Raw genomic sequence first — 22,973 nt, 5'->3', positions numbered from 1 at the left:
TTGCGGTTAAAATAAATAAAATGTCCCTAAAACCGAAAACTTTAGGGACATTATATTTATATAAAAACTTTCAAAAATTATTTCTTGAGGCATTTCTCCAGAAACTGATCCTGCTCCCAAAGCAAATGCAGAATGTTTTCTTTCGCAACATATCCGTGAGCTTCCTTGGGAAGAAGAACCATTTTTACAGGTGCGCCAAGATTTTTCAATGCCTGGAAATACCGTTCCGTCTGAAGGGTAAATGTCCCGGGATTGTTATCGGCATCACCGTGAACCAATAGTAATGGTGTTTTCATTTTGTCGGCATTCATAAATGGTGACATCGTATTATAAATTTCCGGAACATCCCAATAATTTCTCTGCTCGCTCTGAAATCCGAAAGGTGTCAATGTACGATTATACGCACCACTTCTTGCAATTCCACAGGCAAAAAGACTGGAATGTGTCAAAAGGTTGGCTGTCATGAAGGCTCCGTAAGAATGTCCTCCCACCGCAACTTTTTTACGGTCGATGTATCCGAGCTGATCAACAGCATTAATGGCTGCTTCAGCATTGGCAACCAACTGCGGAATGAAAGTGTCGTTCGGTTCTGTTTTTCCTTCCCCGATAATCGGGAATGCAGCGTCATCCAAAACAGCGTAGCCTTTGGTCGTCCAGTATACGAAAGATCCGTAATACGGGAAAGTGAAATCATTCGGATTTTGGGTATTCTGGCCTGCGGTATTTTTGTCTTTATATTCCGTAGGATAAGCCCAGATCAGCAACGGAAGTTTTTCGGTCTTTGCCTTTCTGTCATAACCTGCAGGAAGATAAAGGGTTCCTGTTAATGTTACTCCATCATTTCTTTTGTATGTAATGACTTCCTTATAAACATCTTTTATGCTTTCAAACGGATTGGCAAACTGGGTTACCGGTTCTGCTTTATTGGATTTTATATTTTTTTTGTAATAGTTCGGATATTGGCTTGACGACTGTTGGGTTGTCAAAATCTCCCCTTTTGAAGGATTCAAAATATCGATGATTTCTTCTTTTGCATTTTTAAGATTGTAGGTGTAAAGTCTCTTCTTTTTTAAAGTCTTCATATCCATCTCATCCAGAAACGGGTGCTGTCCGTCTTTGGCAAATCCTGCACCAATAAGGTAGGACTTCCCTCCTTTCATATCAACCACATATCTTCCGTATTGGTTTTTGGTGGTGTTAAAATTTCCCGGATCATTGTAAACATCCTGATAATTTCTGTCGTCAATTACTTTAGATTCTCCGTTATTCAGGTCAATCAGATAAGATTTTGTACTTCGGGTATCATACCAGCCTTCTGAAACAATAGCATAATGGTCGTTGGTCCAGCTGGTTCCTTCATATCTTTGTTTTGTTTTGAAGAATGATTTCGGGGCATTGCTGAAAGGAGCTTCCCAGGTAAAAATTTCATCCCTGAAATCTGCCGGTTTTGACTGATCCCCGCCGTCCAGCGCTTCAGCATAAACAAGGGTTGCAGGCATATCACTTCTCCATCCCATATCTCTTTTTCCCATTCTTACGGATGAAAAACCTTTCGGCATAATCTCATTCAAAGGAATTTCATTAACCACTTTTACAACATTTCCATTGATATCGTAAACCGTTGTTGTCATCGGAAAACGGCTTAGGGGAACAATATAAGAAAATGGTTTTTTAATGGTTGTGGCCATCAGGTAATTTCCGTCCGGAGAATAGCTCAGGCCGGTGTACATATCCTGATCTTTAATTTTCTTAAGATTTCCCTGAAGATCTGTATTATAGATTTCGGAAGCGGTAAGAATTTCAAAATTCTTTTCATCCTGAGGGTTTTTAAGCAGATCCTGATACGTTCTGTTTTGTGAAACCTTGCCATCAGAAGTTGAAACAATAGGTCCTGTCGGAAGATCTTTACTGGAATCAATCAGTGCTGGCCTATTTTGGGGAAGAACTTTTAGCAATAAATTTTTTGAATCTTTATTCCAGGTATAAGGACTTCCCAGATTGGCGTTCAGGTTGTCCGAAGTAATTTTTCTTGCCGTTGCAGTCTCAAGATCGACGATCCAGAGCTCAACACCTTTGTTAGTGGTATTGGTAAATGCAAAAGATTTTTCGTCCGGGGAAAATGAAGTGTAAGCAATTTTGGGATTCTGGGGTAAGTTTTTAACCTGAACTTCCGTTTTATCATTCAGCTTTCGAACTTTTAAATTATTAATATAGGTAGCTGAGCTTGAAATATTATTCACCGGATTTATTCTGAGTCCGCCAAGTTTCATTTCCTGCTGGCTAAGATCTTCAAGGGTTTTATAAGTCGGGCGGTAACTAAAAACAATCCAGTCTTTTTTGCTGTTCATTAAGACACTCGGAGGTCTTTCATAGTCTGCCAGCTTTAAAATTTCGGCAGATGGCTTTTGGTAACTGATGTTTTCCTGCGCCTGGTAGAAATTAAGAAACGCAAGAAGGCAGATGGTTAACTTTATCTTCATTAATTCTCTTTTTGACGAATTTAATGAATTTTATGTTAACCTGAGTCTCTTTCCGTTTATTGAAACGAAATAAAAAAAGCAGCAAAAAAATTGCTGCCTGTATTGTGATTACCACTCGGTGGCTCTTTTTCTTTTTTCGATCATATGATCTACAGAGAATTTTCCGGGTCCGAAAGCAATGAGCAAAAGATATAATGAAAGATAAATAAGACTCATTTCCCGTTTTTCAAAAGGATCTGCTCCATGAACCACAAATGCTGCGATGATCATCGTAAATATTAAAAATCCCAAGGCAACTCTTGTAAATAATCCTAAAATAAGAAGTATGGAACATGCAAATTCTGCGAAAACAGTAAGAACTAAAGATACGGTTGGTCCCATTCCCAGAAAATCGAAGAATTCAATCTTTCCGCCATCCAGAAGCATCTGAAGCTTGGGAAATCCATGAGACAGCATCGCGAAACCGATAAAAACTCTCACTACCAATAAAATAATATCTTTAAAAACTGTATTAGAATTTGTCGTGTTCAAATAGTTCATTAAGTTAAAATTTAATTAAAGATAACGAAAAATCTTCTTATATAACGGCTTTTCAGCAGTTTTTAGTCTATCGGTAACCGAAGTTTTTCAGATCCCTGTCATTTTTTCTCCAGTCTTTTTTCACCTTTACAAAAAGGTTAAGGTGAATTTTTTTATTGAAAAATTTTTCCAGATCCAGCCTTGATTCTGTTCCTACCTTTTTAATAGCCTCGCCTTTATGTCCGATCACAATGCCTTTCTGGGTATCCCGTTCTACATAAATAATAGAATCGATGAAAATAATTCCTTCTTTTTCCTTGAACTGCTCCGTTACCACTTCTACCGAATAGGGAATTTCTTTATCGTAATTCAGTAAGATTTTTTCACGGATGGCTTCATTTACGAAAAACCGTTCCGGTTTGTCGGTATATTGATCTTTGTCGTAATACGGGGGATTTTCCGGAAGCAATGATTTCAGTTTCGGTAAAATAATATCGGTGTTAAAAGCATTCAGTGCGGAAATCGGCAGAATCTCGGCTTTAGGAATTCGTTCATGCCATGTTTCAACCAGCTTTTCAAGTCCCTCCTGATTGGTCTGATCCACTTTATTCAACAATAGAAGGACCGGTACGGGAATTTTATTCAGTTTATCAATTAAAAATTCTGAAGGCTCTGCTTTGTCGGTAACATCAACGATGAACAGGAATACGTCTGCATCCTGAAGGGAATCTTTTACAAAATCCATCATTTTTTCCTGCAAGCCATATTTTGGGTCAAGAACTCCCGGCGTATCGGAAAATACGATCTGCAAATCTTCTTCATTATAAATTCCAAAAATTCTGTGGCGTGTTGTCTGTGCTTTCTGGGTAACAATGGCCAGCTTCTCGCCCATCAACTGATTGAGTAAGGTTGATTTTCCGGCATTCGGTTTCCCGACGATATTTACAAATCCTGCTTTGTGCATAAAAATTATATTGAACTGCAAAGTTAATAAAACAAATCTGGTCTTTCGGCCTATTCTCGGGATTTAAAATAATAAGCCCCCGAAAATACTTTAATTCCGGGGGCTTTTTCAATTAAATATATACTTTTATCTGTTGTTGATATCCACTCTTACCGGCATTACATAGGTAGAAGCGATCATATTTTCGTTTAATTTTCTGCTGTCTATTCTGTATTGTAGCTTGCTCAATACGTTTTCGATTTCTCTGCTTACGTTTTTACAGTCGCCTTTGGAGTGAACATTAACAATCTTTCCGTTTTCGGCGATGTCAAATTTCACTTCAGAATTTACAATTCCCTGCTTGTAATCGGAATTGGTAAAATCGAAATTATCCATCAGAAGATTTCTTATTTCGCTGAATGCATCGGCTTTATTCAACTGTACTTCCTGAATGGTATTATTATTGGTTGCCTGCGCTTTTGCCGTATTCATTAAGGTTACCAATCCACAAACTAAAAAAGAAGCGATTACTATCTGAATTTTATTTTTCATAACTCGTTGGTTTTAAGGGTTGTTTTAAATTTTCTACTAACTCTTTACCAAAGATATATAAAAAAATTCATATTAATTTTACATACAGTTAACATTGAGTTAACATTGGAAATTAAATTATTGATTGTCAGTATTTTAAAATTTTAAAATAATTGAAAATTTAATATTGGGAGTTAATTTCGAGATGAAAAAATTTAAAAACTATTAAATTTTAGGGGTAAAGTTTGTCAAAGTTAAAATCTTTGACAAAGTGTTACCTATGGTTTTCTGTAAAAATTTATTGTAGCTTTTCTTCGATTTTACGACCAATTTCCAGATGATTGTTAAGCTGAATTATTAATTGGGATTTTTCCTTATTACAAAATACCAGAAAATACATATGGAAAAGACAGAAAGTAATATATTTTCAATCTGAAAAAAACCGAAAATATTTGTGAAGATTAATCTATTGATCCAATAGCATAGGAAAATCTGAAAGGATACCAAAAGCAACAACAGCCATACTTTTTTTAATATAAGCTTTAAACATTTTAAAATATAAGCACTTATTAAAGACAACAATAAAAAATAAATGGGCCACCAAACTGAGATTCTCAATAAGCCATAACCAAATGTACCTTCAGTTTCAACTTTTGTATATGTAAAATCTTCAAATCGTGAATCCAAATAAGATGGCATCATAAACTCTTTTGCAATAAAAAAGGTATTGAGTATTATCAGAAAAATAAAGTTGGAAATAATTAGTTTTTTCATGGTATTAGATTGTTATAAAAATAAAAAAAGGAATCTGCATTCACAAATTCCTTTATAATTAATTTAATATTTCCCTATTCTAACTCCCTCTTCAAAAACTTCCCTGTCAGACTCTTCTTCGACTTCACGATTTCCTCGGGTGTTCCCTGGGCCACGATCTGTCCGCCGTGTTTTCCGCCTTCCGGACCAACGTCGATGATGTGGTCTGCCATTTTGATGACATCCATGTTGTGTTCAATAATGATGAAGGAATTTCCTAATTCCACCAGCTGATTAATCGCATCCATCAGGATTTTTACGTCTTCAAAATGAAGTCCGGTGGTTGGTTCATCCAGAATGTATAGTGTATTTCCGGTTTGTCTTTTCGCAAGTTCCGTAGCTAATTTAATACGCTGTGCCTCTCCTCCACTTAACGTCGTTGACTGCTGTCCCAATGTGATATACCCTAAACCTACATCATGTAAGGTTTTCACTCTGGAATAAATTTTTGGAATCGGCTGGAAAAATTCCACCGCCTCATCAATCGTCATATCCAGCACATCGGAAATCGATTTTCCTTTGTAACGAACCTCTAAAGTTTCCCTGTTGAATCGCTTTCCGTTGCAGGTTTCGCAATGAACATAAACATCCGGCAGGAAATTCATTTCAATCACCTTTAATCCGCCTCCCTGACAGGTTTCACATCTTCCGCCTTTTACATTGAAAGAGAATCTTCCGGGTTTGTATCCACGGATTTTACTTTCAGGCAATTCTGCAAAAAGATTTCGGATGTCGGTGAACATTCCGGTGTAGGTTGCAGGATTGGAACGCGGCGTTCTTCCGATCGGGGTCTGGTCTACATCCACAATTTTATCGATGTTTTCAAGACCTTCAATTTTTTTGTACGGCAAAGGTTCCTGAACAGCTCTGTAAAAATGCCGGTTCAGAATCGGATATAAAGTTCCGTTGATCAGGGATGATTTTCCGCTTCCTGAGATTCCGGTAACCACCACCAGCTTTCCTAAAGGAACATTAAGGGTAACGTTTTTAAGGTTATTTCCGGTTGCACCCTTCAACACGATATTTTTACCGTTCCCTTTACGTCGTTCTTCGGGAATTTCGATCTTTCTTTTTCCGTTGATGTACTGTGCGGTGATCGTATCTGCTTTCAACAGATCTTTGGGTTTTCCCTGCCAAAGAATTTCGCCTCCGAATTTTCCGGCTCTCGGACCGATATCCAGTACCTCATCGGCTTCCAGGATCATATCTTTGTCGTGCTCCACAACCAATACGGAATTTCCGATATCACGAAGGTTTTTCAGGGAATTGATTAATCGTTCGTTGTCTCTCTGGTGGAGTCCGATACTTGGTTCATCCAAAATATAAAGAACATTCACCAGCTGCGATCCGATCTGTGTTGCCAAACGAATCCTCTGGGATTCTCCTCCGGAAAGTGTTCTGGAACTTCTGCTCAAGCTTAAATAATCCAACCCGACATCCAGCAGAAACTGAAGTCTTGTTTCGATCTCTTTTAATATTTCGTGGGCAATAATTGCATTTTTTTCGGAAAATTTATCTTTAACATCGGCCAGCCATTCTTTTAAATCAATAAGGCTTAAAGCATTAACTTCAGCAATATTTTTTCCGTCAATCTTAAAGCTGAGGCTTGAAGGCTGCAGACGTGTTCCTTTACATTCAGGGCATGTTTCTTCTGTTGTGAAATGTCTTTCAAGAAGTATCGCTTCGTAAGATTCCCTGTCTTCTATGATTTCTTCCATAAAGGCAATAAGACCATCAAAGCTTATTTTAATTTTTTTCGTAATTCCGGCGTATTTCAGGTCTTTGTTAAACTCTTTATGACAGCCGTTATACATATAATCCAATGCTTCTGCCGGAATGTCTTTCATGGGAGTGGTCATTCCCAACCCGAAGATTTCAAGAATATTTTTGATCTGGGAAAGAATCCATTTATTGGATTTAAGATCTTCCAAAGGCAGTAAACCTCCCTGGTTGATTGATAATTTAGGATTTTCAATAAAATAATCAGTGTTGATTTTTTTAATGGTTCCCAGTCCTTTACAGGTTGGACAGCTTCCTTTCGGCGAGTTGAACGAAAAGGTATTCGGTTCCGGTAAAGCGAGTGAATGACCGGTTTCGGCATCCATTAAATTTTTAGAGAAATACTCAATATCGGTACTTCCCAGCTTTTGGATTCCGATAAGGCCTTCTCCCATTTCCATTGCCGTACGCAGGGATTTTTCCATTCTGTTTTCCGAGGCACTTTCCCCGATAATCCAGCGGTCGATCACAATATCGATATCGTGGGTTTTATAACGGTCAAGTTTTAAATCATATTCAATGTCCTGCAATTCACCGTCAATTCTTGCCTGTCCATATCCTTTTTTTGCCATCTGTACGAAAAGCTCATGATAATGACCTTTTCTGGCTCTTACGACAGGAGCCATCAGCATGATCTTTTCGCCTTTATAATTTTCTTTGATGGTTTCGAGAATCTGCTCTTCGGTGTAGCTTACCAGTTTTTTTCCGGTGGTTTGGGAGTAGGCATCCGAAACTCTGGCAAAAAGGAGACGCAGGAAATCATACAATTCCGTTACGGTTCCTACAGTTGAACGCGGGTTTTTGTTCGTCGTTTTCTGTTCGATGGCAATTACCGGAGAGAGCCCTTCAATTTTGTCAACATCAGGACGTTCGAGCCCTCCAAGAAATTGTCTTGCATAGGCCGAGAATGTTTCGATATAGCGGCGTTGGCCTTCTGCAAAAATCGTATCAAAAGCCAGCGATGATTTCCCGCTTCCTGAAAGACCGGTAATCACAACAAGTTCGTTTCGGGGAATTTTGACATTGATGTTTTTCAGGTTGTGCTCGCGCGCACCGTAAACTTCTATATATTCTGTTGATTTACTCATAATTTGGTGTGATTTTACATGAAAATCACGATGTGCAAAATTACGGAATTTTATGGAATTTTCTGTGTTAAAAAACGTTAGAATATTGATCCTTCATTTCCATATGATTTTTAATTTCAAAAGATTAATCTATAAAAAAAATACCGATATGAATTTTACCGGTATAAATTATATTAATGCAGAATTTATTGTACAAAAGAATTGTAGGAACTCAGGACAGAATCATAAGCAGAACTGATCTCCTGAATATTGCTGTCAGGAATCTTACTGGCCGCTTTAGAATCCCTGATCAGCTTCCTGTACTTATCCAGAAACTCAGTCGCCCTTTTATTGAAGTTTTCAAACAGGGTTTTCTTATAAGCATATTGCTGCCCTTTCACGTCGAATTGTTTTTTTGCATTTAGATCAACTGCTTTTTCCAGTTCGTCATATTTTTTCTGCACTTCTGCTTCATTGAAACCTTGTGTATATTGTTTATCAAGCACATCCATGGTGGCATCAAGATCATTCATCACCGATTTGGATGACACAATATAATCTTTCATCGGATGATCTTTTAAGATAACTTCTTCAGCGGCTTCGGTAGCAGGTTTTATTTTGGTAACAATATTATCACCTGCCAGGAAAAATGCTTTTACTTCTTCATCAATATCTTTTTGTAAAGCCAGGGCTTTTGCTCCCTGATCGTCCTTATAATCTTCCGAAGTGATATAGGATTTTAGCTCTTCATATTTTTTATCAATACTTTCACGCTTTCTCTTATAGGTAATGAGCTCTGTTTCAATAATTTTCTGTTCACTATCAAAACCGGAAGGAACACCTTTAATTTTGCTTAAAGAATAATCTATTGAGTTAATGACCATCGGCATACTGTAGACGGTTTCTCCTTTAGATTTTTTTACTGCGGCTTCGGCATATTCAACAATGTTCTCTACATGTCTGGAAGAGCTTTTGTAGGAATCAAGGAAATTGTTGTTAAAATCAATAATGGCCTGTGACTGGTCTTCCCCAGCCTTTTCTACTGCATTTTCTATTTTATCAATTCCTTTTTTGCAGCTCACTGCTGTTACACTCACCGACAGGGCAAGTGCAATCGTCATCATTTTTTTCATAAAAATATTGATATGGTATTTATTGTATAATTATTGGTCAGGAAAAATCGGTGTCTTCATTGGTTACCTTCACTACATATTCTATGCCGTCGATGGCTTTAAGAATAATCTGGTTCCTGAGGATATTGGCCATATTTTCCCAGTAGAGTCTTCCGTAAAATGAATAATTGTTCGGGACAATTTCAACTTCTACGGTTCTTATGAAACCTTCTTTCGGCTTATTGCTGATCATGGTCCCACGTTTTACCCGGACTTCTTTCAGTTCGTCCTTCAGTACCATCCGGCAATAGTTTTTCACATCTTCCAGGGAAATAATTTTATCCCTTGTGGTTAAAGCATATTTATATGCCTGGATACTGTCGGTTCCTTTCTGCTCTTCAGCTCCACCAATGGTTTCACTGAGTAATATAAGAACCTGAGATTTCAACTGGTTGGACAATTCCGTTCCCGGACGCATGTGGTTGGCAAGGGTACAATGTGTGATCCAAAACGAAGCGTAGGTATGATCCGTTTTCTCAACCGGTTCCATAATTACATAGTTCAGCTCCTGCTTAATGCTTCTTTTAGCGTTATTTACTTTCTGAACCATGGACTTCATTTTATCAGACATTTCGCTCAGCAAACCTTTTACATTATCTCTGTTTAATAGAGAGAAAGCGGCGATTTCGTCGCGTGTGAGTTCAAGAACATTGGCAATCATGTCGACAGCGTTTCTGTTTGTAAAACGTTCCATTCCGCCTTTTCTTACGGTGTATAATCCTTTTTTAAGGTTATCGTTCGGAGTAAAAGGAATTTCGGTGTATCTTCTTCCGTCGCCATCCTGAACTTCATCAACATACAGGAAATGTTCGCCTTCATCGGTGACCAGCGGAATATTATTTCCCATAATATCGAGGCTGTATTCTGTTTTTTTCCAGCCGCGGTTATAGATCGGAAAGGCATTCAGGACGAAAGAAAAATTATCAAGGATTTCTGCGGAAAACTGTGGTGGAAACTCAAAGGTAAGCCACAGGTAGCGTTTCCCTTCAATATGTTTGGTGATTTCTTCTTTATAATCAACATAACTCAGATTCTCCGGAAGTTGGCCGGGTTCGGAAAATAATGAGTTTGAAATTCCGCTTACTTCAATAAATTTATTATGGTAAATACTTTTTACATCTTCAATGATTTTATTGCGGATAGACTGTTCGTAAAAAATCTGCTCATATCCTTCAGCCTGAGTATTTTTGTAATACGTTAATCCTTCCTTGATGAAAAGCGGATTTCCATTGCTTGTAACCGTAATGTAAGGCAATAACTTATACGTGAAATCCAGGTGCTCAAATGCCGGATTAGAGCAGTAAATGCTTATATATTTCGGAAAAGTTTCCTGGGAATATTTACTAACATCAATGCCGATTGTTACTTTGCGGTAGTCTTCAGGTTTTCCCTGAAACCTTGCAATCGGAATTTTATTCAAACGCTCATCAATGCTGTAGCAGGTATTCCCGACAAACATTATTGCGGTTTGAACGTTGTTAATTCTTACATTTCCCACTGGTGTAAAAGGAATGTTGATCTGTTTATCGGATTCCGATTTTATGGTGGATGTCATATGTTTCCTGAAGAAAAATTCAGTATGTTCCAACATAATTTCTGAAGACTCGAAAGGCTGCGTAAAAGCAATAGCATGTGCAGGAACCGGATGAGTATAGATAGACGGAGTTAACAGTTTTGCCAGTTTTTCAAGAATTCTGGCGTTTACCGTCTGTATTTCATTATTGGCTTTAAAAACTTCCGTGCTGAAAGCGTCAATCAGTAGTTTTACGAACGGATCGAGCGACTGCGGGCTTTTCAGTCCCCATACTTTAGTGGCATTCTGAAGCATTCTCGCCTTTACCGATTCTTTGGAATATATATTCTGATCTAAATTCATAGTTTGTGATTGTGGTGTTAGAAATTAATCAATTGACATCGGGCTGAGAAACAGTTCCGTAGAAAAGCTGAAACGTTCTCCTGTAGCCTCCATTTTTGCATTGATGGCAATTTTTACTTTCTTTTTGATTTCGGTATGTTCTTTTGTGTCGTACGTATGCTCCACAATCTGGATATGGGCATCAATCTGGGGATTTACAATTCGCGGTTCATATTCCTGAATCTGCCTTTTGAGACTTTTAATAAAGACCGTTTCCCAGACGGCGCTGGTAACGCCATTGTCGAATTCAAGGTTCCAGACATCATTTCCGTAATTTTCATCATATCTGTTTTCGCCTTTTTTGGTGGTGATCAAAAGCATAATATTATGGGCAATGCTTTCTCCCATATCGCATGTATCGATGCTTCCTCCTTCCGTCATCAGGGTTGACGGTACAAAAGGCATTCTGTAATTTGGTGTGTCCATAATTCTGCTTCTATATTACATCATAATTGTCGTTTGACAGAAGAGAATACCAAATTAATGATTTTTCACGAAATATAGTACAGTAAAATTCTAAAATTAATGAATGTTTTTAAACCTTTTTGATGTAAAGGGTAAAGAAATTAAGATAAATTATTTCGAATGGATAATTGTACGCTGTAATCTGTTTATTTAAGGATTCGGGGCTTCAAACAAAGTTTGAAGCCCCGAATCCTGCTTTCATTAATATCTTGAAAATTATTTTTTAATAAACTGATAAACCGCATAATCAATCTTAAGGAGATAAGATCCCGAAACAAGATTCTGTACAGGAATGCTCTTTTTATTTTTAAATGGTAAGTTTTCAGAATATATCAACTTTCCTGAAAAATCAAGGATTTGTACCGACTTAACCTGATCTGTTTTTCCTTCAACAAATATTTCATCTTTGGCCGGATTCGGATAAATTCTGAATGCGTTTCCTGATGAAATGAGATCTGACACGGAAAGCACACCCAGATTCTGGCAGTAATCGGAAGGATAAGAATCCCATTCATTATTATTGAAAACTGTGTTAGGCTGGTTGATACCCGCTTTTCTGTATAAAGAAACATTTCCTAATACCGAAAAATTATTCGTGGAAGGAACACCAATTGCATCAACGGTAGTAGATTTATATCTTAATTCTAAATACTGGCTGCCGGAAAATGTCATTTGTGGAGCCGCTGTCGCAAATTTTGCCTGGTTGATGGTATAGCATGAAAAATTAGCATTCGGATTTAAAACTACAAATGTTTCATTGTTCTGTACGATCCCTTCCAGTTCATAAGGGTCAGGGAAATAATAATTGGATCCGCTCGGAAATTGAATAGATAATCTGTAATCACTCAGGTTGACGGCGTGGCCTGTTCTGTTGGTGATTTCAAGACCTTTATTATTCGAACTTCCCTCAAGATATTTCGAAACAAAAAGATCTTTAGCATAGAGATCTGACGCTAAAGTTGTCATGGAAACGGCATTGCTGTCTGGAGAAAGTAAATAGCCGTTGTCGTATGCTTTTACTGTAAAAGTATATGTGGTGGAGGGTGTTAAATGATCCGCACTTAAAGTAGACCCCTTTGTTGTTGCCACCAGATTTCCATTCTGGTACACTTTATAACCTAATACATCGGTGCTTGTACTTGGTGTCCAGCTGAGGGTAACAAAGTAAGCGCTGTTTTGTGTAACCGCTAAATTTGTAGGGCTTTGTGGTGCAGTATTGTCACTCGTTTGATTCCAGATTGCATTTGCCCACGAAGGATTATCAATAAAGGGATTTCTGTTTTTCTGAATAGCATATACTGCATTATTTCTGTCAATTTCCCTTTGAGAAACAGGATCTTGCTGATGCCACTGAAGCAGCATCGCAATATAGGCCGGATCATAAGCTCTTTCTTCGGTTCCATCCAGAGGATTGGTATCTGAAGCAGGATTGGTATTATTGTCAAAATTAAAAGTTCCCAGTTTCCCCTCATAGCGTACGGCGAAGTAAAGGAGACTTCTTGCTACATCTCCCTTAAATTCATCAATCGGCTCATAAACCCGACCAGTATAAGCCATTCCCGGAATAGCAGATTTTGCGATTTTCGATGAATTGGTAAATGTATAATAAACCGGAGATCCTGCAATCCCGTATGGATAATTGCTCCGCAGCTGATTGATTCTGGCATCGGTGGGAACTACATAAAATAAATCGGAATACATAGGATAATTGCTGTAAAAAGTACTTTGAGGCATCATGTGTTCCCTGTTCCAGCCCATGCCTTCCGCGCTGGCGTTCCCGATGATATTTGCAGTCGTATATTCGTAAGCATCCGGACCGGAAGGAATTTCAGAATAAATATCCAGTAATATAGTTGTGTTAGAAGAACCATAATCATAATACCGATCCAGGTCAGTCTGGTTGTAATAGTTGGTGAGATCGCCATAGTGCCAGTTGATATTTTTTTCAGAGATAATATCATGGAGCTTGGACTTCAAAGCATATCCAGATAAACCCGTAGTTCCATTATAATATCCCGCCGGAGCCTGCGCTGCAGAATAAGATACTATAAGAATGATAAGATGTAGAAATTTTTTCATGCCGTAAAAATTGGGTGGCTAAAATAGTAAATTAATATTCTTAAAGTTCGGGATTTTTTATTAAATATTATTAACTTTTAAAATATAAAAACCTGAAAATTAAAAAATTGCAACAGGAGTAGAATGCTTTGAATAATTTTTTTGGGCGTTCCGTCAATTTAATTATCTTTGGGAATTAACTATATATCTATATGAATACAGAGACTATTGACAACATTAAAATGATAGCGGAAACAGCAAAAGAGTTTGCTGAAAAGAATATTAGACCTAATATTATGGAGTGGGATGAAAGTCAAACGTTCCCTAAAGATTTATTTCATGAATTAGGAGAAATGGGGTTTATGGGAATTGTTATTCCTGAGCAGTATGGTGGTTCAGGTCTTGGATATCATGAATATGTTACCATTCTGGATGAGATCTCTCAGGTTGATCCTTCTATCGGTCTCTCCGTAGCAGCACATAATTCCCTTTGTACGAATCATATTTATGAATTCGGGAATGAAGAGCAAAGAAATAAATGGCTTCCGCAGCTTGCATCAGGAAAAGTAATCGGTGCATGGGGACTTACTGAACACAATACAGGTTCTGATTCCGGCGGAATGTCCACTACTGCTGTAAAAGACGGTGATGAATGGATTATCAACGGTGCTAAAAATTTCATTACCCACGCTATTTCAGGAGATATCGCAGTAGTGATGACCAGAACGGGAGAAAAAGGAGCTAAAAATAATTCCACTGCTTTTGTACTTGAAAAAGGAATGCCGGGTTTCAGTTCCGGGAAAAAAGAAAATAAACTGGGGATGAGGGCTTCTGAAACGGCAGAACTTATTTTCGATAATGTACGTGTGCCGGATTCTCACCGTTTGGGAGAAGTGGGAGAAGGTTTCAAGCAGGCCATGAAAATCCTTGACGGAGGAAGAATTTCAATTGCTGCTTTAAGTTTGGGAACAGCAAGAGGAGCTTACAAAGCTGCTTTAAAATATGCTAAAGAAAGACATCAGTTCGGGAAATCGATTTCAGAATTCCAGGCCATTAACTTTATGCTTGCAGATATGGCTACGGAAATTGATGCGGCAGAATTGCTGATCCAAAGAGCAGCTACTCTGAAAAATGCAAAACAGAAGATGACCAAGGAAGGTGCAATGGCAAAACTATATGCTTCCGAAGCCTGTGTAAGAATCGCCAATAATGCCGTTCAGATATTCGGAGGATATGGTTATACCAAAGATTTCCCTGCTGAAAAATTCTACAGAGATTCAAAGCTTTGCACCATTGGTGAAGGGACTTCTGAAATTCAGAGACTCGTAATCGGAAGAGATATTACAAAATAAAAAAAACATTTTTAAAATAAATACAAATGATTAAACAAGCACTTTTAGGTGAATTCCTGCATGAGGCAGAGAACACCAGAAAACTTTTAAATGCAATTCCGGACAGCGCATTAGAATGGAAACCTTCTGAAAAAAACTGGACAACGGCACAGTTGGCGTCCCACATTGCAGAAGTCTACAACTGGTATGACGGAACATTTAACAAAGATGTCTTTGATATGGGAACTTATCATTACGATAAAGGCGACATTTCAAAAACGCAGACTATTGTGGAAAAGTTTGAAGAAAATGTAGCCAAAGCTCACGACGTCCTGAATAATTGGGATGAAAGTACGATGATGAATGAATGGAGAATGGAAATGAATGGAAATGTCGCTTTTCCTCCAATGCCGAAGATTCAGGTTATAAGAGCTTTTTTGTTTAATCATTTATATCATCACAGAGGAGAACTGATTGTTTACCTGAGATCAACGGGAAATAAAGTCCCGGGAATGTACGGTCCTACTGCTGATGATAACTCATTTTAAAAAAATTAGAATTATATCATTAAAAGTGAATAGTACACGTGTTTTGCGTGTGCTATTTTCTTTTTAGGAAAAAATGTAAAAACAGAAATATTTAATGTATTGCATAATTATTTAGATGGAATATCTAAAATATTCTTAAAAAATTTTGTTTTTCGTAATCATATTTTTATTAGATTTGGTATTCCACAATCAAATAAGAATTTATATGAAAAAACAATTAACGTTGTTGGGAATGCTTTTTCTATCCGGCATTTCCTTCGCGCAGACCGATCGTCTCTGGTCTTCAGGTTCAGGAAAAATAACTTCCAACATCTTCGAAAACAAAAGCAGTATTATTAATCCTAAAATTTACAGCCTTGACATTAATGGGTTAAAAAATGCTCTTGTTAAAGCTCCAAAAAGGCTGGCTGCCGGAGAAAAATCTGAAATTATCATCTCTTTTCCCAATGCTGAAGGAAGAATGGAAAACTTCAAAGTCAGAGAAAATTCCAATTTCGATCCTCAGCTGGCTGCAAAATATCCTGATATAAAAGCATATGTGGGTGAAGGTCTTGAAAACCCTTCTTCAACTGTTTATTTCAGTGTTTCACCATTAGGACTTTCGTCCATGGAAATTTATGGTGATAAATCTGCGGTTTTTATTGAACCGTACACCAAAGATCTTTCCACTTATATTGTTTATAAAAAATCTGATAAAAAAGACGATCTCAATAAATTTGAATGTACCGTGCTGGATGTTGCCCAGAAAGGCGCTTCAGTGTCTACCAATATGGCGGCAAGGCCTAATGCGGATGATGCTAAATTAAGAACATTCAGACTTGCATTGTCTTGTACGGGAGAATATACGGCTTATTTCGGAGGAACTAAAGCGAATGCTTTAGCTGCAATGAATAACACCATGACCCGGGTCAACGGCGTTTTTGAAAAAGATTTTTCGGCAAGAATGGTTTTAATTTCCAATAATGATGCTGTGATTTATACAAGCGCCTCATCGGATCCCTACTCTGCTGCTGCACAGATGAATAACTGGAACTCCCAGCTACAGTCGACTTTAACATCAGTTATCGGCGAAGCCAATTACGACATCGGTCATCTGTTCGGAGCTTCCGGAGGTGGTGGGAATGCAGGCTGTATCGGATGTGTATGTACCAACGGATCCAAAGGAAGCGGCTATACTTCTCCGGCAGACGGAATTCCTTCAGGAGATAATTTTGATATTGATTATGTAGCCCATGAAATGGGACATCAGTTTGGCGGAAACCATACCTTTTCTATGAGCAATGAAGGCACTGGCGCCAATATGGAACCGGGATCAGGATCAACAATTATGGGATATGCAGGAATTACCAGCCAGGATATTCAGCCTCACTCCGATGCGTTCTTCCATGCAATCAGCATTCAGCAGATTACCAATAATATTAAAGCCAAAACCTGTCCTGTAAGCACCAATACCGGAAATTCAATTCCTACAGCTAACGCAGGGTTAGATTACACTATTCCTAAAGGGACACCGTTTATGTTAACGGGAACCGGAACAGATGCCAACGGAGATTCGTTAACCTATATCTGGGAACAAATGGATAATGCTTCTTCTTCCCAGACCGGTGCAAGCTCCGCGGCAAGTGCAACAAAGGCTTCAGGACCTACTTTCAGATCATTTACTCCAACCGCTTCACCGGTAAGATATTTTCCGAGAATGTCTTCTGTTCTAGCCGGAGCTACAACAACGGCTGGTTCGGAAATTACCGTGGAAGCTTTATCTAATGTAGCTAGAAGCTATAATTTCAGATTTACTGTTCGTGATAACAGAGCAGGCGGTTCAGGGAACAATTCTGATGATGCTGTGATAACGGTAAACGGAACTGCAGGACCATTCAGCGTAAGCTCTCAGAATTCAGCAACAACATATACGGGAGGAACATCTCAAACGGTGACCTGGAATGTTGCGGGAACTACTGCAAATGGCGTAAATGCAGCGAATGTTGATATTCTTTGGTCAACGGACAGCGGAAATACATGGACTACCCTGTTGGCAGGAACACCAAATGACGGGTCTCAGGCAGTAACGATTCCTAATTCATCTACCACTACAGGAAGAATTATGGTGAAGGGATCCAATCATATTTTCTTTGATGTAAACAATGCCAATATCACGGTAAATGCAGGATCCGGAACAACAGATACAACAGCTCCGACAGCTCCTACTCTTTCTGCCTCAGGAACCACTTCTACAAGCACCAATTTATCATGGTCCGGAGCAACGGATAATGTTGCGGTAACAGGTTATGATGTTTACCAGGGAGCTTCTTTAATCGGTTCTACGGCTTCTACATCGTATACCGTAACAAGTCTTAGCCCTTCTACAACATATACTTTCTCGGTAAGAGCAAAAGATGCGGCTGGAAACGTATCATCTTCAAGCAACTCGGTAAGCGTAACCACATTGTCCGGAAGTACTGTTTCCTATTGTTCGGCATCTGCAAATAATACAGCAGATGAAAGAATCGGAAATGTAAAATTCGGTACGATTAATAATACTTCTACAGGAACTGCGGGATATGAAAACTTTACATCAATCTCTACCAATGTTACCAGAGGAACAGCTTATGCAATTTCGGTAACTCCTGTATGGACATCGACAGTGTATAGTGAAGCATACGCGGTATATATCGACTACAACGGAGACGGAGACTTTACAGACAGCGGAGAACTGGCCTGGTCCAAAACAGGTTCTACCACAAGTCCCGCAACAGGTTCTATCACAATTCCTTCAACAGCTACTTTAGGTAGCACAAGAATGAGGGTCATGATGCAGTACAGTTCTGTTCCTTCCTCTTCATGCGGAACGTATACCTACGGACAGGTGGAAGATTATACATTAAACATCGTATCTTCCGGAAGAGGTGAAATCGGTACGAAAGATCTTATAACAGATATTAAACTGTATCCAAACCCGGTGAAAGACATTTTATATATATCAAATACGACGGCAGAAGATTATAAAATCTTCGATATGGGTGGAAAACTAATCAACTCTGGAAAACTCGAAAGAGGTTCTGTCAATGTAAGCAGTCTTATAAAAGGAGCTTATATGATTCAGATCGGAGAAACCTCCAAGAGATTCATTAAAAACTAATAACTGATCAATTAATATTGAGTAAAGGCTGTCCGGAAACGGGCAGTCTTTTTTTATGGGTGATGAGCAATTAGTAATAAGTAATAAATCATGATTGATTTGCAATTCAAAATTTAGAATTTAAAATTCAAGATTAAGAACTAATGATTTTCATTTAATTATAAAAACCTAAGTCCTGAATTCTGATTTCTGAAACCTAATTTTTATATTTGCCTAAATAAAAAATATTCATGGATAAAATTGACAGTCTGAACCAGGTAGCAGAATTCCACACAACTTTTAAAGCCCCTATTTTAGATACCCCGCAGATTCCTTCACCGGAAAGATGCAACCTAAGGGTTGAACTTTTACAGGAAGAACTGAACGAATTGAAACAGGCCATTGCAGATAATAATATCGTAGAAATTGCCGATGCTTTGTGTGATTTGCAATATGTATTAAGCGGTGCGGTTCTGGAATTCGGACTTGGCAGTAAATTTGTAGAACTGTTCAACGAAGTACAGCGATCCAACATGTCGAAGGCTTGTGACAATGAAGAGCAGGCACAGGAAACTGTAGAATTCTACAAAGAAAAAGAAGTAGAATCATTTTTTGAAAAATCAGGTGAAAAATATAATGTTTACAGGAAAGCAGATCATAAAGTTCTGAAAAACAAATATTATTCTCCTGCCGATCTGAAGACAATTATTGAAAAATAGAATGAAAAAAATTATTAAAAGTATTCTTACGGTCTCCGTATTGTTCCTTGCCCTTCAGCAGTTCTCTGCACAAAAAGTCGTTGTAGGCCGCGAAGTGGAAACCACCAGCGACGGGAAAATGCTGCTGGGAAATCAGCTGAAAGAAAAATTCCTGGAAGCTCCGTATTCGGATTGGTATGTAAAAGAGCACGACGAATATGCACTGGACCAAAAAGCCATCAGCGAACTTAAAAAAGCGAAAATTAATTCTTATAATATGGTTGTTTTCATGGGAACATGGTGTGAAGACAGCCACAGGGATTTCCCACGCCTCATGAAGATTCTTGAGGAAGTAAAATTCCCCGAAAGCAAGCTTACCATTATCGCAGTCAACCGTAAAAAAGAATCCCCGACAGGAGATGAAGTACGGTACAACGTTCAGAAAGTACCTACAATTATTGTAGAAAGATATGGTAAAGAAATCGGCAGGATTATAGAAATGCCGACGACCGGATATATTGAAAGAGATCTTGCTGAAATATTAAAAAAGGATGACCAGTCCGTAATTAAAGAAATTTTTAATAAATAAATCTTGAGAAATCTAAAAGTAATATTACCGTTTCTGGCAGGTGTCATTCTAATGATGATCCTGTTTTTCAGCTTCAGATCCTGTTTAAATCCTGCTGAGAAAACTGAAAAGTCAGATTATTATATTCTGACCAATCAGATTTCAAAGATGAATAAAATGGTCGTTCTGGAACAGAATACTTCCTCCATGCAAAAGACCAAAATGGGCTATGAATTCTTCGGAAAAGAAGTATCCAGCAACAGTATTATTACTTATACTAAAACCAATGCGCAGGTTTCTTATGATCTGAACAAAATGAAAATGGAAGTAGATTCCATTAATAAAAAATTAATTATTACAGAACTTCCGGAGCCGGAGATAAGAATTACGCCAAGTGTGGAAATCCAGTCGCTGGATGATTCTTTCTTTAACAGAATTTCTGAAAAAGACATTAAAAATGTTACTCAGAAAGCTAAAACTACAGCTATAAATTCTATCGATCAGAACAGGCTGAAAAGTGAAGGCAAAGAGCAGCTCATGGAAAATCTCAATACGATTTTCGTTTTGGCAAAGGCTTTGAATTATACAATAGAAGACCAGACAGGAAAGCTGGGCATTCTAAAACTGTAAAATTTAAAGCAATGAACTCAGAAGAAAACAAAAAAAAGGAATCTGCAAACACCGCAGAAACAAAAAAGCAAAATGAGGATTTCCAGAATATCCCTGCAGCATCAAAGAAAACCAACCCTTCTGATGTAGACAAGGAAGACGTTCAGAAATCTTCAAAAAACAATGAATCCGGAAAAACGGACAATATCAAAGGATAACATAAAAAGGTTCTGCTTATAAAAGCGGAACCTTTTTTAGAAAAAAAATATACAAATAAAAATCAAACCATATAAAAATTCGCTCCGCCGTCTGAATTTTATGGACTGTTAACTATATTATCTAATTTTCAGCGAAGCGAAATTATTTTTTTAATCAGACAATCGTAGATTTTCCGATTTTTACATTCTCAAAATTATAATAAGACTTTTCGGAATATTTAATGTAATCGGCAATAAAGCTCCCTACTTCACCCGTCGAATAATGCTGTTCTGCATTCAGATCCATTGTTACATATTTATTTTCGATCGCATATTCTACAGACTGTCTTAATTTTTCCGCCGCCTGTCCCAGTCCGAGATAATCCAGCATCATTGCTGTACTTAAAACAGATGCCACAGGATTGGCAATTCCTTTTCCTTTTGCCTGAGGATAAGACCCATGAATCGGTTCAAATAAAGCATTTTCATTTCCGATGGAAGCCGAAGGAAGAAGACCGATAGACCCTCCGATCACGCTCGCTTCATCCGAAATAATATCCCCGAACATATTTTCCGTTACAATTACATCAAACTGTTTCGGGTTTAAAATCAACTGCATTGCTGCATTATCCACGAACATAAAATCAAGTTCCACATCCGGATATTCCTGTGCAATCTCTTTACAGACTTTTCTCCATAATCTGGAAGTATCTAAAACGTTAGCTTTGTCAATCAGGGTTAATTTTTTCCTGCGTTTTTGCGCTTCCTGAAAAGCCATATGAACGATCGGTGCAATTTCATCACGATAGTATTTACAAATATCATAAGCGTATCCTGCTTCTTCATCGGTAAATTTTTCACCGAAATAAATTCCGCTCACAAGCTCCCGGAAAATCTGGATATCGGCACCTTCAATAATTTCTTTTTTTAGAGGACTTTTATCAATCAGGGAAGAATATGTTTTTAAAGGACGGATGTTGGCAAAAAGTCCGAGCTCCTTTCGCAGTTTAAGTAAACCTTGTTCCGGACGAACTTTTGCATCAGGATTATGATCAAAAGACGGATCTCCGATCGCTCCGAAAAGTACTGCATCAGCCTCTTTGCAGATTTGCAGCGTCTCTTCCGGTAAGGGATTTCCCGTCTTAAAAATCGCTTCTGCGCCCATCAATCCGTACGTGAATTCGAAGGTATAATTAAAAACTTCGCCAATTGCGTTCAGAATTTTAGTGCTTTCGTTCACTACTTCCGGTCCTATTCCGTCTCCGGGAAGAACGGCAATTTTAAAACTTGTTTTCATATATTTTCTGCGTTTTTAATTCAAACTCCTGAATGGCTTTTTTCCTGCTGATCAGAAAATCAATATCATCATACCCGTTCATCAGGCAGATTTTTTTATAAGAATCAATTTCAAAATATTCGGAACGATTTCCAAATTGTATGGTCTGGCTTTCCACATCAACCTTTATTTCTGCTTCAGGATTTTCGGTAATGCCGTCTAAAATTTTCTTTAAAAAACTTTCCGAAACTTTTACAGGAAGCAACCCGTTATTTAAAGCATTTCCTTTAAAAATATCGGCGAAAAAGCTGGATATAACAACTTTAAAACCATAATCCGTCAACGCCCACGCTGCATGTTCCCGACTGCTTCCACAGCCGAAATTATTTCCCGCCACCAGAATTTCACCTGAGTATTTTGAATTATTTAATACAAAATCGGGATTCGGGTCATTCGTATGAACACTGTACCTCCAGTCCCGGAAAAGGTTTTCACCGAACCCTTTTTTATCAATACTTTTTAAAAACCGGGCCGGAATAATCTGGTCGGTATCTATATTTTCTGCCGGCAACGGAATTGCCCGGGATTGTATAATGACTAATTTTTGCATTTTGTGCTAAATCAATTATAGTTATTTATTCAATTAATTTTCAGGAGCTTAATCCCGCTATCCACTCATACTCCTCGCTCCCATTCTTCCCGCCTTCTCCAATGCTAAATCCTTATATTCCAGCATTTCTCCAGCTCTTGCTCCGGGGTAACCGTTTCTATCGGGGCTAGGAAAGTGAACGGTTAATTTCACTTTGTGAATCATTAACCAATTTCTAAAATTCACTATTGATAATTCACTTACTAAAAGCTTGTTTAAACCAATTTTTAAATTTAACCG

Annotated in this window: 19 protein-coding genes; 7 read left to right on the top strand and 12 right to left on the bottom strand. The window is 38.0% G+C overall.

All coding sequences use genetic code 11. The annotated features are described in order from the left end of the window. Positions 1-77 precede the first annotated feature (77 nt). From M0D58_RS02870 to M0D58_RS02830, 9 genes are all read right to left on the bottom strand, one after another. Complete coding sequence (locus tag M0D58_RS02870; RefSeq protein WP_248393508.1) at positions 78-2,480, bottom strand: alpha/beta hydrolase family protein; 2,403 nt, start codon at positions 2,478-2,480, stop codon at positions 78-80. 108 nt (positions 2,481-2,588) lie between these two features. Continuing rightward, entirely contained in the window at positions 2,589-3,020 is a 432-nt protein-coding gene (locus M0D58_RS02865; protein ID WP_248393507.1) for a DoxX family protein, read from the bottom strand. 67 nt (positions 3,021-3,087) lie between these two features. Next, on the bottom strand, positions 3,088-3,963 hold the full coding sequence (gene era / locus M0D58_RS02860; RefSeq protein ID WP_072882662.1) for a GTPase Era: 876 nt from the start codon (positions 3,961-3,963) through the stop codon (positions 3,088-3,090). A 126-nt stretch (positions 3,964-4,089) separates the two neighbouring features. Continuing rightward, positions 4,090-4,494 carry a hypothetical protein gene (locus M0D58_RS02855; RefSeq protein WP_248393506.1) on the bottom strand — a complete coding sequence of 135 codons (405 nt, stop codon included), beginning with the start codon at positions 4,492-4,494 and terminating at the stop codon, positions 4,090-4,092. 827 nt (positions 4,495-5,321) lie between these two features. After that, complete coding sequence (uvrA, locus tag M0D58_RS02850) at positions 5,322-8,153, bottom strand: excinuclease ABC subunit UvrA (protein WP_248393505.1); 2,832 nt, start codon at positions 8,151-8,153, stop codon at positions 5,322-5,324. Between the two features lie 185 nt (positions 8,154-8,338). Further along, positions 8,339-9,256 carry a DUF3829 domain-containing protein gene (locus M0D58_RS02845; RefSeq protein ID WP_248393504.1) on the bottom strand — a complete coding sequence of 306 codons (918 nt, stop codon included), beginning with the start codon at positions 9,254-9,256 and terminating at the stop codon, positions 8,339-8,341. A 46-nt stretch (positions 9,257-9,302) separates the two neighbouring features. Further along, positions 9,303-11,180 carry a type VI secretion system baseplate subunit TssF gene (locus tag M0D58_RS02840; RefSeq protein WP_248393503.1) on the bottom strand — a complete coding sequence of 626 codons (1,878 nt, stop codon included), beginning with the start codon at positions 11,178-11,180 and terminating at the stop codon, positions 9,303-9,305. A gap of 24 nt (positions 11,181-11,204) precedes the next feature. Continuing rightward, positions 11,205-11,645, bottom strand: a complete 441-nt coding sequence (locus tag M0D58_RS02835) for a GPW/gp25 family protein (RefSeq protein WP_248393502.1) — start codon at positions 11,643-11,645, stop codon at positions 11,205-11,207. A gap of 255 nt (positions 11,646-11,900) precedes the next feature. Next, entirely contained in the window at positions 11,901-13,763 is a 1,863-nt protein-coding gene (locus M0D58_RS02830) for an endonuclease (protein ID WP_248393501.1), read from the bottom strand. A gap of 191 nt (positions 13,764-13,954) precedes the next feature. Here M0D58_RS02830 and M0D58_RS02825 point away from each other — a divergent pair, with 191 nt between their 5' ends. The 7 genes from M0D58_RS02825 (at position 13,955) to M0D58_RS02795 (ending at position 20,829) form a co-directional block, all read left to right on the top strand. After that, positions 13,955-15,094, top strand: a complete 1,140-nt coding sequence (locus tag M0D58_RS02825; protein ID WP_248393500.1) for an acyl-CoA dehydrogenase family protein — start codon at positions 13,955-13,957, stop codon at positions 15,092-15,094. Between the two features lie 26 nt (positions 15,095-15,120). After that, a complete protein-coding gene (locus tag M0D58_RS02820) occupies positions 15,121-15,621 on the top strand; it encodes a DinB family protein (RefSeq protein WP_248393499.1) in 501 nt (166 codons plus the stop codon). A 205-nt stretch (positions 15,622-15,826) separates the two neighbouring features. Then, the gene (locus tag M0D58_RS02815; RefSeq protein WP_248393498.1) at positions 15,827-18,757 is read left to right on the top strand and encodes a reprolysin-like metallopeptidase; all 2,931 of its coding nucleotides are present in this window, start codon (positions 15,827-15,829) and stop codon (positions 18,755-18,757) included. A gap of 230 nt (positions 18,758-18,987) precedes the next feature. Further along, positions 18,988-19,455 (top strand): nucleoside triphosphate pyrophosphohydrolase family protein, encoded by a 468-nt coding sequence (locus tag M0D58_RS02810; RefSeq protein ID WP_248393497.1) that lies wholly within the window; start codon positions 18,988-18,990, stop codon positions 19,453-19,455. 1 nt (position 19,456) lies between these two features. Beyond that, positions 19,457-20,023 carry a TlpA family protein disulfide reductase gene (locus M0D58_RS02805; RefSeq protein ID WP_248393496.1) on the top strand — a complete coding sequence of 189 codons (567 nt, stop codon included), beginning with the start codon at positions 19,457-19,459 and terminating at the stop codon, positions 20,021-20,023. 3 nt (positions 20,024-20,026) lie between these two features. After that, a complete protein-coding gene (locus M0D58_RS02800; RefSeq protein ID WP_248393495.1) occupies positions 20,027-20,632 on the top strand; it encodes a DUF4230 domain-containing protein in 606 nt (201 codons plus the stop codon). 11 nt (positions 20,633-20,643) lie between these two features. Beyond that, positions 20,644-20,829 carry a hypothetical protein gene (locus tag M0D58_RS02795; RefSeq protein ID WP_248393494.1) on the top strand — a complete coding sequence of 62 codons (186 nt, stop codon included), beginning with the start codon at positions 20,644-20,646 and terminating at the stop codon, positions 20,827-20,829. Positions 20,830-20,983: 154 nt separating this feature from the next. Here the strand turns inward: M0D58_RS02795 and leuB are convergent, their stop codons facing one another. From leuB to M0D58_RS02780, 3 genes are read right to left on the bottom strand one after another with little or no spacing between them, the layout of a single operon-like run. After that, positions 20,984-22,105: a 3-isopropylmalate dehydrogenase gene (gene leuB / locus M0D58_RS02790; protein ID WP_248393493.1), complete on the bottom strand. Its 1,122-nt coding sequence runs from the start codon at positions 22,103-22,105 to the stop codon at positions 20,984-20,986. Continuing rightward, a complete protein-coding gene (gene leuD / locus M0D58_RS02785) occupies positions 22,089-22,694 on the bottom strand; it encodes a 3-isopropylmalate dehydratase small subunit (RefSeq protein WP_248393492.1) in 606 nt (201 codons plus the stop codon). Before leuD ends, leuB begins: the two co-directional genes overlap by 17 nt. Before the next feature lie 57 nt (positions 22,695-22,751). Next, positions 22,752-22,898 (bottom strand): hypothetical protein, encoded by a 147-nt coding sequence (locus M0D58_RS02780; RefSeq protein WP_248393491.1) that lies wholly within the window; start codon positions 22,896-22,898, stop codon positions 22,752-22,754. Positions 22,899-22,973: the final 75 nt, after the last annotated feature.

It is taken from the genome of Chryseobacterium nepalense, assembly GCF_023195755.1.
Classification (GTDB): domain Bacteria; phylum Bacteroidota; class Bacteroidia; order Flavobacteriales; family Weeksellaceae; genus Chryseobacterium; species Chryseobacterium nepalense.
Note: the sequence above shows the minus strand (reverse complement) of the source record. Positions and strands in the feature narration are given on the sequence as shown.